Annotated in this window: 12 protein-coding genes and 1 pseudogene; 5 read left to right on the top strand and 8 right to left on the bottom strand. The window is 73.7% G+C overall.

The features are described 5' to 3' along the window. Together ACSNOG_RS01840 and ACSNOG_RS01835 are read left to right on the top strand one after the other, a co-directional pair. A pseudogene (locus ACSNOG_RS01840) lies at nucleotides 1–553 on the top strand (DEAD/DEAH box helicase); the annotation flags it as partial. Nucleotides 554–676: 123 nt separating this feature from the next. After that, nucleotides 677–1,540 (top strand): alpha/beta fold hydrolase, encoded by an 864-nt coding sequence (locus tag ACSNOG_RS01835; protein ID WP_436750711.1) that lies wholly within the window; start codon nucleotides 677–679, stop codon nucleotides 1,538–1,540. Nucleotides 1,541–1,558: 18 nt separating this feature from the next. On the opposite strand, the gene ACSNOG_RS01830 is transcribed toward ACSNOG_RS01835, so the two are convergent. Both ACSNOG_RS01830 and ACSNOG_RS01825 read right to left on the bottom strand, forming a co-directional pair. Further along, the gene (locus ACSNOG_RS01830) at nucleotides 1,559–2,347 is read right to left on the bottom strand and encodes a VOC family protein (RefSeq protein ID WP_436750710.1); all 789 of its coding nucleotides are present in this window, start codon (nucleotides 2,345–2,347) and stop codon (nucleotides 1,559–1,561) included. Between the two features lie 207 nt (nucleotides 2,348–2,554). Beyond that, nucleotides 2,555–3,472, bottom strand: a complete 918-nt coding sequence (locus tag ACSNOG_RS01825) for an NYN domain-containing protein (protein WP_436750709.1) — start codon at nucleotides 3,470–3,472, stop codon at nucleotides 2,555–2,557. A gap of 204 nt (nucleotides 3,473–3,676) precedes the next feature. Between ACSNOG_RS01825 and ACSNOG_RS01820 the strand changes: the two genes are divergently transcribed. Then, complete coding sequence (locus tag ACSNOG_RS01820) at nucleotides 3,677–3,829, top strand: hypothetical protein (RefSeq protein WP_436750708.1); 153 nt, start codon at nucleotides 3,677–3,679, stop codon at nucleotides 3,827–3,829. Nucleotides 3,830–3,929: 100 nt separating this feature from the next. On the opposite strand, the gene ACSNOG_RS01815 is transcribed toward ACSNOG_RS01820, so the two are convergent. The 4 genes from ACSNOG_RS01815 to ACSNOG_RS01800 form a co-directional block, all read right to left on the bottom strand. Next, nucleotides 3,930–4,535, bottom strand: a complete 606-nt coding sequence (locus ACSNOG_RS01815) for a MarC family protein (protein ID WP_436750707.1) — start codon at nucleotides 4,533–4,535, stop codon at nucleotides 3,930–3,932. A 175-nt stretch (nucleotides 4,536–4,710) separates the two neighbouring features. Beyond that, a complete protein-coding gene (locus ACSNOG_RS01810) occupies nucleotides 4,711–5,574 on the bottom strand; it encodes a PHP domain-containing protein (protein ID WP_436750706.1) in 864 nt (287 codons plus the stop codon). Between the two features lie 124 nt (nucleotides 5,575–5,698). After that, the gene (locus ACSNOG_RS01805) at nucleotides 5,699–6,349 is read right to left on the bottom strand and encodes a DUF6758 family protein (protein ID WP_436750705.1); all 651 of its coding nucleotides are present in this window, start codon (nucleotides 6,347–6,349) and stop codon (nucleotides 5,699–5,701) included. Between the two features lie 74 nt (nucleotides 6,350–6,423). Then, nucleotides 6,424–7,008, bottom strand: a complete 585-nt coding sequence (locus ACSNOG_RS01800) for a suppressor of fused domain protein (protein WP_436750704.1) — start codon at nucleotides 7,006–7,008, stop codon at nucleotides 6,424–6,426. A 505-nt stretch (nucleotides 7,009–7,513) separates the two neighbouring features. On the opposite strand from ACSNOG_RS01800, the gene ACSNOG_RS01795 reads away from it, so the two are divergent. Next, nucleotides 7,514–8,620: a magnesium and cobalt transport protein CorA gene (locus tag ACSNOG_RS01795; protein WP_436750703.1), complete on the top strand. Its 1,107-nt coding sequence runs from the start codon at nucleotides 7,514–7,516 to the stop codon at nucleotides 8,618–8,620. Between the two features lie 31 nt (nucleotides 8,621–8,651). Here the strand turns inward: ACSNOG_RS01795 and ACSNOG_RS01790 are convergent, their stop codons facing one another. Further along, nucleotides 8,652–9,617 (bottom strand): DMT family transporter, encoded by a 966-nt coding sequence (locus tag ACSNOG_RS01790; RefSeq protein WP_436750702.1) that lies wholly within the window; start codon nucleotides 9,615–9,617, stop codon nucleotides 8,652–8,654. A gap of 52 nt (nucleotides 9,618–9,669) precedes the next feature. Here ACSNOG_RS01790 and ACSNOG_RS01785 point away from each other — a divergent pair, with 52 nt between their 5' ends. Then, nucleotides 9,670–10,197: a hypothetical protein gene (locus tag ACSNOG_RS01785; RefSeq protein ID WP_436750701.1), complete on the top strand. Its 528-nt coding sequence runs from the start codon at nucleotides 9,670–9,672 to the stop codon at nucleotides 10,195–10,197. A 212-nt stretch (nucleotides 10,198–10,409) separates the two neighbouring features. Here ACSNOG_RS01785 and ACSNOG_RS01780 read toward each other — a convergent pair whose 3' ends face one another. Next, on the bottom strand, nucleotides 10,410–11,180 hold the full coding sequence (locus ACSNOG_RS01780; RefSeq protein ID WP_436750700.1) for a hypothetical protein: 771 nt from the start codon (nucleotides 11,178–11,180) through the stop codon (nucleotides 10,410–10,412). Nucleotides 11,181–11,298: the final 118 nt, after the last annotated feature.

Genomic DNA, 11,298 nt, shown 5'->3' with positions numbered 1-11,298 from the left:
GGAGCCGGTGGCCGAGGCCGCGACCGAGGTCGCGGAGAAGCCCAAGCGCACCCGCAAGACCGCCGCCAAGAAGGCCGAAGCCGCGGTGGACACCGCCGAAGCCGTCGAAGCCGAGGCCAAGCCCAAGCGCACCCGTAAGGCCGCCGCCCCCAAGGCGGACGCCACGGAGGCCGCCGAGGCCGAGGTCAAGCCGAAGCGCGCCCGCGCCACCAAGAAGGCCGTCGCCGTGGCGGAGCCGGTGGCCGAGGCCGCGACCGAGGTCGCGGAGAAGCCCAAGCGCACCCGCAAGACCGCCGCCAAGAAGGCCGAAGCCGCGGTGGACACCGCCGAAGCTGTCGAAGCCGAGGCCAAGCCGAAGCGCACCCGCACCACGAAGAAGGCCGCCGCCGCGGTGGCCGAGCCCGTGGCCGACGCCGAGGCCAAGCCCAAGCGCACCCGTAAGGCCGCCGCCCCCAAGGCGGACGCCACGGAGACCGCCGAGGCCAAGCCGAAGCGCACGCGCGCGAAGAAGGCTGCGGCCGCGCCCAAGGCCGAGGCCACCACGGAGGCCTGACGCCCGGTCCACTGACGAAGGCCGGTCACCCCACTGCGGTGGAGTGACCGGCCTTCGCCGTCCCACGGGCCGACGGCGCCGAGCCCCCGCAGGCCGCAGGCGACCGCGCGTTAGCCTCGACCCATGAGCAGGCCGCCCTTTCTCACCTTGCCCTCGTGTGCCCGTGCGCACCGGTTGTCCACCCCCCGCGGGGAGTTCGCCGTGCACGACGCGCAGCCGTCCTCCCCGCCGCGCGGCACCGTGCTGCTCGTGCCGGGGTTCACCGGCAGCAAGGAGGACTTCATCGCTCTGCTGGAGCCGCTCGCGGCGGCCGGGTACCGGGCCGTCGCCGTGGACGGGCGCGGCCAGTACGAGACCGAGGGGCCGCGGGAGGAGGCGGCGTACGCGCTGGGCGAGTTGGCGAGCGACGTCCGCGCGCAGGCGGAGGCGCTCGGCGGCGGGGTGCACTTGCTGGGGCACTCGCTCGGGGGGCTGATCTCCCGCGCCGCGGTCCTGGGCGGCGGCGACGGCAGCGCGTCCCCGTTCCGTTCGCTGACCCTCATGAGCTGCGGCCCGGCCGCGATCTGCGCGGCGCAGCAGGAGCGCACGCGCCGCCTGGTCGCGGCGCTGGGCGCGTACGACATGGACGCGGTGTGGCTGGAGATGCGCAGGGCGGACGGGGAGAGCGCGCCTGCCGCGCCCGTCCCGGCGGAGCTGGACGCCTTCCTGCACCGCCGCTGGATGGGCACGGTGCCCGAGCAGCTGATGGCGACCGGCAGGCAGTTGACGACCGAGCCGGACCGTACGGCGGAGCTGGCGGCGGTGCCGCTGCCCAAGCACGTGGTCTCGGGCGCCGTGGACTACGCCTGGCCGGTGCCGTCGATCGACGCGATGGCGAAGGAGCTGTCGGCGGTGCGTACGGTCGTCGAGGGCGCCGAGCACTCCCCCAACGCCGAGCGCCCCGGGCCCACGGCGGAGGCGCTCGTCCGCTTCTGGGACCTGTCCTGAGCCCCCCGGGGCCGGGCGTCAGCTGCGCGTGACGGTCGCGACCGTGAAGAGCCCGCCGTCGGGGTCGCGCAGCGTCGCCTCGTGCCCCACCTGCGACTCCCCCGGCTCCGCGGCCACCGTGCCGCCCGCCGCGAGCGCGGACTCGACGGCCTTCTCCACGTCGTCGACGCAGAAGTAGACGTGCCAGCGCGGCCGGATCTGCGGGTCGGGGGCGGCCTCGATGGCCCCGCCGCGCAGACAGGCCACGGTGTGGCCGCCGGACCGCACCATGACGACCTCGTCCTCGTAGCGGACCTCGCAGCCGTCGGGCCGCCCCGTGGCCCACTCGAAGACCTCGCCGTAGAAGATGGCGGAGGCGAACGCGTCGCGGGTGCGCAGCTCCAGCCAGGCGGGGGCGCCCTGGCGGCCGATCCGCCACTCGCGCAGGGTCTTGCCCTCCCAGAAGCCGAAGACGGCCCCCGCGGGGTCGGCGGCGAGCGCGGCGCGGCCGGGCCCGACGGTGAGCGGGCCGACGGCGACGGTGGCGCCGCGCTCGCGGATGCGCGACGCGGTGACGTCGGCGTTCTCGACGGCGAAGTAGGAGGTCCAGGAGACGGTGACGGAGACGCCCATGCGGCGGGCGACGTTGCTGATGCCGGCGACGGGCCTGCCTTCGGAGAGGGCGACGGAGAAGTCCTCCCCGAGGCTGCCACGGCGGAAGGTCCAGCCCATGACGGCCCCGTAGAAGTCCTGTGACGCGGCGAGGTCGCCGGTCAGCAGGCTCACCCAGCACGGTGCCCCGGGCACGGCACGGTCCAAGACCGACATGGCCGATCGCCTCGTTTCTGTTCCGGATCGCGGTCGGGAGTCCCCGTCAGGGGTGGCCGGGCCGGTGGCCGGACCCCCTGCCAGGGTTCCACTCGACTTCCCCGTATGCATTCCGGCACGCGCGTTCGCCGTGGAGTTCGTCCTATCCGTGGGAGGCCCGGCCGCCTGTGCGGTCGGGCGCCCGGCCCGGGCCGGCGGGACCCGCGGTCAGAACTGCGTGTGCAGGTGGTCCCAGAAGCCGTCCCGCAGGGCGCGCCTGAGGTCCGCGTGCCCGCGCAGGGAGAGCCCGAGCAGCGCCTCGGCCTCGACGAGCAGCTCCTGGTCGACGGCGCCGGGCAGGATGGGGTGGCCGGGCAGCAGCTCGGCGACGGTGTCGCGCCCGCGGGAGGCCAGCCACTGGGCGGCGACCTGGGCCCCGACGAAGCGCACGTCGTCGCGGCCGGGCGCGGGCCGGCCCGCGGCGGCGGTGTCGGCGAACACCTCGGGCGCGGTGCGCCGGGTGACGTACGGCTTGCAGAAGTCGAGGTCGAAGGTGCGCTGGCTGTCGACCTCCCACAGCAGCGGCTCGGCCTGGTTGCGCCCTCCGGTGGCCTCGATGCCCCACAGGTGGACGCGGGCGCCGTAGCCCTGGGCGGCCTCGACGGCCGAGACCAGGTCCTCGTCGCCGCCGATGAGGGCGGCGTCGCTGATGGCCCGGTGGCGGGCCAGGGACTCCAGGTCGGTGCGGATGAGGGAGTCGACGCCCTTCTGCTGGTTGTTGGCGTTGAGGTTGCCGAGGCGGACCTTGACGTCGGGGAGCTCGGCGATGCGCTGCTGCTCGGTGGTGTGGATGCGGCGGCGCGCGCCGTCGTACCAGTAGACGCGCAGCAGCCGGCTGTCGGGGAAGATCGTGCGCGCCCGGTCGATGAACGCCTCGATCAGCCCCTCGGCGTCGAGGTCGAAGGAGCGGCGGTCCTCGGTGCCGGCGACGAGGCGGCCGGCGGCGGCGTACACGTAGCCGGCGTCGACGAAGATCGCGTGGGTGGACGGGGTGGTCGCGACCTCGGCCAGCACGCGCGTGAGGAGGTCGTTGGTGCGCTCGACGGCGGCGGCGATCGCCTTCAGGTGCTCGGGGGACTCAGCCATGGGAAGTCATCTCGTTCGGTTACCTGCCGGACACGTTCCGTTGCATGGATTCAACAACTCTTAGTCAAGTTAAAAATTTCCTTAGCGTAGGGAATGGTTTCAGGGGTAACCTCGTTGTACCCGTACGGAACGCGCCCCGCCGACGCGGCGTGCTCCGTCAGCCATGCAGTTCTCCTCAGGAGGATCAGACGAAGGGAGAAGCCCTTGCGCTTCGAAATCATGCGCCTGGACGACGTCGACGGCACGGCCGTCGACAGCACCGTCGTGGACGCCGCCTCCGTCAACCGGATCGTGCAGCAGGCCGCCTTCACCGGCCAGCGCATCTACATCCGCCCAGCCACCTCCGCGGCACAGTAGCGGGCACGGCAGCGCCGGCGCTCCTCCGCGAACGACGACACCCCCGTACGGACTGTCCGTACGGGGGTGCCGTCGTTGCTGCCTCGGTGCCCGGAGGCCGTCACTTGGCCGCGATCACCTGCGTGATGCCGTTGATGATCTGCTGCACGGCCAGCGCCGAGAGCATCATGCCCGCGAGCCGCGTCACCAGCACCACGCCGCCGTCCTTGATCACCCGGATGATCAGCAGCGAATAGCGCATGACCAGCCACAGCACGACGTGCATGGCCGCGATCGCCGCCCACACCGAGACCTGCGCGCCGACGGAGTCCGCGTGCTGCACCGCGAGGATCACCGAGACGATCGCACCCGGGCCGGCCAGCAGCGGCATGCCCAGCGGCACGAGCGCCACGTTGACGTCCTTGGTCTGCGTCGGCTCCTCCGACTTGCCGGTGAGCAGGTCCAGCGCGATCAGCAGCAGGAGCAGACCGCCCGCGATCATCAGGGCGGGGGTGGTGATGTGCAGGTAGTCCAGGATCTGCTGGCCGCAGATGCCGAAGACGGTGATCACGCCGAAGGCGACCGCGGCGGCCTGCCAGGCCATCCGGCGCTGGACCTTGGCCGGGCGGCCCGAGGTGAGCGCCAGGAAGATCGGGGTGATCCCGGGCGGGTCCATGATCACGAAAAGGGTGAGGAAGAGGGATCCGAAGACGGCGAAGTCGAACACAGATGAGCCTTGCGGGAGTGGGTGGTGCGAGCAGATACGTGACGCCCGCCGGGCCCGTACGGGCGTACGGACGGCGCGGGCGGGGGCGTACGGGCGCGGTCACCCGCGCACGGCATCACTGGGAAGGGGACGTGCGGACGCGACCGGACCCGGGAAGGGGGTGGACGGGGTGCGGTCAGCCGCCGGCGCCGGGGACGGGGAACGCGCCCGTGGCCCGGCGCGTGATCTCGCCGTAGATTTCCGGATCGGTCGTGAACTCGCCGAGCGCGCAGGTCTTGCGGCTGCCGTGGTAGTCGCTGGAGCCGGTGGTCAGCAGGGAGAGGTCGGCGGCCAGGCCGCGCAGGCGGGCGCGGGTCGGGGCGTCGTGGTCCATGTGGTCGACCTCGATGCCGTCGAGCCCGGCCGAGGCCAGCTCGGCTATCGCGCTCTCGGAGGCGCAGTTGCCGCGCTTGAGCGCGAACGGGTGCGCCAGGACCGTCACTCCGCCGGCCGCCTTGACCAGGCGGATCGCGTCGAAGGGGTCCAGCTCGTGCTTCTCGACGAAGGCGCGGCCGTCGCCGGCGAGCCACTCGGAGGTGAAGGCGTCCGAGACGCTGTCCACGACGCCCAGCTCGACCATGGCGCTGGCCACGTGCGGGCGGCCGACGGCGCCGTCGCCCGCGATCTGCGCCACGCGCTCCCAGCGCACCGGGACGCCGAGCTCGTTGAGCTTGGCGACCATGGCGCGGGCGCGGGGGACGCGGTCGTCGCGGACCAGGTCCCGCTCGCGGGCGAGCTCGGGCTCCAGCGGGTCGAAGAGGTAGGCCAGCATGTGGACGCTGAAGCCGTCCGGGCCGCCGAGCCTGCAGGAGAGCTCGGCGCCGGTGACGAGGGTCAGCCCGGCGGGGAGCGCCGCGAGGGCCTCGGCGTGGCCGCCGACGCCGTCGTGATCGGTGAGCGCCACGACGTCCAGCCCGGCGGCGGCCGCGTTGCGGACCAGCTCGGCGGGGGTGTCCGTGCCGTCCGAGGCCGTGGAGTGGGTGTGCAGGTCGATGCGCACGACACGGCTCCTCACGGCGGACGGCGGACAGGGACCGCTTCAGGATAACCGCCGCACGGCCCGGCACCGGGACGCCCGACCGCCCGGCCGGACGACCCCGCGGCCGACCGGCCGACCGCGGGCGCTAGCGGGTCGCCGGGGGGAGGAGGCGGGGGGACAGGGCGCCGCAGGGGAGGAGGTCGACCTCCGCGCCCGCGTCCCGCAGGTCCGTGAGGACCAGTTCGTCGTACATCAGGAGGCCCGACTGCTCGGGCCAGACGACGGCCCACAGCCACAGCCCCCGCGCCTCGCCCGCGAAGACCGCCCGGTCCTCGGGGGCGCCCTCGACGTGCCAGAGGGGGGTGGGGCGGCCCGCGGCGTGGACCTTGGCGTGCGGGGAGCGGTCGACGCGGAGGTAGGGGCCGGGGTCGGGGCCGGCGACGCCCGCGTAGCGCGCGCCGAGGCCGACGCCGAGCTCCTCGGCGACGAGCAGCAGCTCGCCGGGGCCGCCGAGGGGGCTGGGGCCCGAGCAGGCGACGGCGGTGGCCCGCCCGCCGCTGCGGTCGTCCCCCGCGCAGATCACGCCCGTGAAGAGCCAGCCGACGGGGAGGGGCCAGGGCATCCACACGGGGACCCGGGCCCGGCCCACGACGACGGCGAGGGCCTCCACGCTCGGCGGGACGACGGGCTGCAGAGGGTGCACCGTGCCGTGGACGTCGCACTGCCAGGAGTCGGCGAAGAGACCGGGCGCTCGCACCCGGCCACCGCACTTCGGGCAACTGGGTTCGCCCCTCATAACCTCCAACGGTCCTCCCAGGCCGCCGCCGCGTCAAGGACGATCACCCGTCCGGACGTCGGCGGCCCGGCCGGTCATCCCAGGGGTACCCCGGAGCGCATCGGGTCACGCAGATCGGTGCCGTGGCGCAGCCACCGCTCCTCCAGCGCGGCCGCTCCCTGCACCCTCTTCCAGGCGGCCTCGTTGGGGGTCATCGGCAGCAGCGGGAGGAAGCGGACGGGGTCCATCGGCTCATCGAGCTCGAGGTCCTCGACCAGGCCCCCGGACTCCGCGACGAGGACGGAGGTGAAGGGCGCCCCGGGCCAGAGCGGTTCGCCGGTGTCGAGGGAGGCCCCGGGCGCCACGATCAGCCCCTCCACCTGGGGGGAGGCGGCGAGGACGGCGAGCGGCCGCAGCACCTTGTCCGTGTCGGCGCGGCCGGCGCGGACGGAGAGGACCAGTTCGGCGCGGGGGCCGCGGAGGGGGTCCGCCACGACGGCGGTGGGGTCGGCCATGGGCTGGGCGGACATGCCGAGCGTGGCGTAGCGCACGACGTCCCCGTCCTGGAAGCGAAGGACCTCGATCCGGTCCGTGCCGAGGAAGGTGACCGCTGCGCGCGCGTCCGGTTCGCCCAGGGCTGTCCGGAGCCGGGCCTCGACCAGTGCGAGAACGTCTGACATGCAGTGAGCATAGAACGCGTATCGAACGGGCAAAGGAGGGTATTGACGGGTCAAGTGGCTGCTAGCCTTGACCTCTGGTCAGGGAGTTACGTTCGTCCCTCAGCGGGGACCGGCCGGAGGAGGTGGGGCTGCGGTGGATCCTAGTCGACCGTGCAGTACCGACAGTTCTCCCGTCCCTTCGCTCCGGACGCACTCCTCGTGACCTGAGACCTTCCGCCCTCGGCAGTGCCGCCGACGTTTTCCCGGAAGTTCTTCGCGCCCGCAGCGCCGACGGAAGAGCGCCTTCGTCCCGCTTTGTTCCGTGTTCTCCGCGAAGTTCTCTGCTTCTCTGCGAAGTTCTCCGCGAACTGCCGTCAGCCTCGCCGCACCGCACGAAGCGCCGTCCGATTTGCGGACGTGTCCCGCGCACGGCCTCCCGCCGTCCAAGGCCTCACGTCCACGTTCCGGGCCGCGTTGCACTCGCGCTCCGCACCGGCTGGCGGCCGGCCCGTGAAGGAGCCCTGCCATGTCGATGATCCGTGATCTGCGCGAGGCCGTCCGCCCCGCCCTGCGCCGCGGCACCCTGCCCTACGAGTACGACTCGACCCGGGACCCGTCCGTGAGCAGCGCGGTCGTCGACTGTGCCGTCTACCGCGACGGCAAGCGCCTCAGCGACCACGTCAGCCCCGCCGAGGCGATGCGCCGGGTGCGGGCCGGCGGCGGCTTCGCCTGGATCGGGCTGCACGAGCCGACGGAGCGTGAGTTCTCGGGCATCGCCGCCGAGTTCGGGCTGCACCCGCTCGCCGTGGAGGACGCCGTCCACGCCCACCAGCGGCCCAAGCTGGAACGTTACGACGACACGCTGTTCACCGTCTTCAAGACCATCCACTACGTCGAGCACGCCGAGCTCACCGCCACCAGCGAGGTCGTCGAGACCGGCGAGGTGATGTGCTTCACCGGGCCGGACTTCATCATCACCGTCCGGCACGGCGGCCAGGGCTCGCTGCGCGCGCTGCGCCACCGCCTCCAGGACGACCCGGAGCTGCTGGCCAAGGGCCCGTCCGCCGTCCTGCACGCCATCGCCGACCAGGTCGTGGACGGCTACATCGCCGTCGCCGACGCCGTGCAGGACGACATCGACGAGGTGGAGATCGACGTCTTCTCGCCCGCCGGCAAGGGCGCCTCGCGCGGCGGCGACGCGGGCCGGATCTACCAGCTCAAGCGCGAGGTGCTGGAGTTCAAGCGGGCCGTCGCCCCCCTGCTGCGGCCGATGCAGCAGCTGAGCGAGCGGCCGATGCGGCTGGTCGACCCCGACATCCAGAAGTACTTCCGGGACGTCGCCGACCACCTCGCCCGCGTCCACGAGCAGGTCCTGTCCTTCGACGACCTGCTCAACTCCATCCTCCAGGCCAACCTCGCGCAGGCGTCGGTGGCGCAGAACGAGGACATGCGCAAGATCACCTCCTGGGCGGCGATCTTCGCCGTGCCGACGATGATCGCCGGGATCTACGGCATGAACTTCGACCACATGCCGGAGCTGCACTGGAAGTACGGCTATCCCATGGTGATGGTCGTGACGGTCGTCATCTGTGTCGCCATCCACCGCGGCTTCAAGCGGAACGGCTGGCTCTAGCCGCTCTCCCGTGGGCCCCCGCCCCGGCTCTTCAGTCCTTCTTCACCGCACGGCCGGCCGTGGTGCGGCCGGCGACGATGACGAGGCCCAGCCCGGCCAGGATCACCGCCAGCGCCGGCCACGAGAGGACCGGCGGGGTCTGCCCCAGCCACAGCGCCGCGATCAGCGCCGCGCCGGGGGTCTCCAGGAGGATCGCCGTCGAGGTGACGGACGGGCCGAGGCCCTTGACCACGCGGTTGATCAGCGAGTGCCCGAGCAGCTGCGCGGTGACCGTCAGCAGGGCCAGCTTCAGCCAGGTGCCGCCGCCGTAGCCCGCGAGGGAGGAGCCGGAGCACAGGCACGCGGCCAGCAGCAGGACGGTCGTGGTCGCGTAGCAGACGTAGGAGTACGCGACCGTGCTCACCGTCCGGCGCACCTGCGCGCCCAGCAGCACGTAGCCGGCGGCCGCCATGCCCCCGGCGAGGGCGAGCGCGTCGCCCGCCAGGGCCCGCGGGGACAGGGACAGGTCGACGCCGGTCAGGAGCACCACGCCCAGGAAGGCCAGCGCGGTGCCCGCCCACACCAGCGCGGGCGGCCGGTGGCCGCGCACGCGCATCAGGAGCGTCGTCCAGATCGGGGTGGTGGTGACCAGCGCGGTCGAGGACGCGACCGACGTCATGTGCAGGCTCGGCAGCCACACCCCGAAGTGCACGGCCAGGAGCGCGCCCGCGGCCACGGCCGCCAGCAGGTTCCTGCGGCCCATGCCGCGCAGCTCGGCGCGGTGCCGGACGAGCGCGAAAGGGGTCAGCGCCCCCACGGCCATGGCGTTGCGCCAGAAGGCGATGGCCAGGGCCGGGGCGGCGGTCGCGGCGATCAGGGGGGCCGAGAGGGAGAGGCCGGCGATGGCCAGGGCGAGCAGGAGCAGGTCCGTACGGACGCCGGGGTGCGGAGGGGCGGGCTCCGCCGGTGCGGCACCCGCGCCGGTCAGGGCGTCGCTGCGCGTACGGGCACTGGTCACCCGTCCAGGGTAGAGCTCCTGGTCGGGGGCACCGGCGCATACAGTAGGCCGCATGACACAGACGCAGGAGCTGCTGCTCGACCGGGCGCTCATCGAGGAGGCCACGAAGAAGTCCGGCCTCATCTGGGTGCAGGGGCCTGCGGGGCCCAGCCGTGCGCTGTGGCACGTGTGGCACGAGGGTGCCGCCCATGTCGTGGGCGGCACCGGTGAGCAGCCGCTGGACGGGCTCGGGCTCGCCGACGGCGGCGGGGCGACGGTGACCGTCCGCAGCAAGGACAAGGGCGGGCGCCTGGTCTCCTGGACCGCGCGCGTCGCCGAGCTCCCGGCCGGGGGCGAGGCGTGGACGGCGGCCGTCGCCGAGCTGAAGGCCAAGCGCCTGAACGCCCCGGACGCGGAGCGGATCGCCGAGCGCTGGGCGGAGGGCTGCCGCGTCCTGCGCCTGGAGCCGTCGGGCGCGACGGCGCCCCTCCCGGACGACGCCCTGACCGCGCGCCCGCTCCCGACCCCGGCCACGACGCGCCGCCCGATGCCGGCGGCCCTGCCGAAGCTCCTCCGGAGGGGTCGCCGGGGGACGCGCTAGCCGCGCTCGTTCACGGGACCGCTGGGTTCCGTTCCGTCCGGCGCGACGGCGTTCCGCCGGGACGCGCCTGACCGGCGGTTCCGGACCGGCCAAGCCGGGAGCCGGGCACAGCCCGGCACCGCCGGACACCGCCGTGGGGCGTCTCGCCGTCGCGGCGGGAAGAATCCCGCGGCCTCACGAACCGCCCGGGCGGCCGGAGGCTCCCGCGGCGTCTACTTCGCCGGTGCCGGCAGTGACGAGCCCTCGCCGGTCGAGGGGATGCGCTTGCCGTAGTCGACCGTGTCCTGCTTGGGCGGGGGCGTCAGGGCGAAGTCCTTGTCCCAGTCCGACAGTTCCAGCTGGCCCGCCCCGCCCGCGCGCTGGACGCGCAGGGGGTACGGCGTGCCCATGAGGGAGACGTCGAGGGTGCCGCCGGAGCCCCCGGCGCCGTTGACCCGGATGGTGCGGGCCCCGGCCACCGTGCCGTGGTCCCCGCGGGCGAGCTTGCCGTGCAGGCCGATGAGCCCGTCGAGCAGGACGTTCTTGTCGGTGAAGCCCTTGAACTGCTGGTAGGCGGGGTCGCCGGCCGGCACCTTCACGTACTTCTTCTCCAGCTTGCCCGCGGCGGCCGCGCCGTCGCCCTTGGCGTCCTTGCCGCCGCGCGACCAGAACGCCGCGGGCGCCTTGAGGAAGAGCTCGTCGCCGACCCGCAGCAGCTCGAAGGTGCTGGCGTCGGAGGCCACCCGGCCCGTCCCGCCGTCCCGCTTGAGCCGCATGTCGAGCTTGTAGGTGCGCCCCTGGCTGACGACGCTCCCGGACAGGTGCACGGAGGAGGAGTCCCGCGCCGCCGAGCGCGCCTTGTCCTGGATCTTCGCGGGGTCGAGCTTGCCGACGCCGTTGGTCCCGGCGTCGGGGTCCTCGCCGCCGCTGCTGCCGCAGGCGGTGAGCGCCACGGACAGGCCGGCGCACAGCGCTCCCACGAGAGCCGCCTTCCGGGTTCGCACGTCGCTCCTGCCTCCTGTTCGGCCGTGTTCAGCCCTGTTCAAGCCGCTGGAGTACGGCAGCGTACCCGGGCCGCCCGCAGGCGGAAGCCCGCAGTCCGGACGGGCGTCTCCCCCGCGC

The sequence above is a fragment of the Streptomyces sp. URMC 124 genome (assembly GCF_051386455.1).
GTDB lineage: Bacteria > Actinomycetota > Actinomycetes > Streptomycetales > Streptomycetaceae > Streptomyces.
Note: the sequence above shows the minus strand (reverse complement) of the source record. Positions and strands in the feature narration are given on the sequence as shown.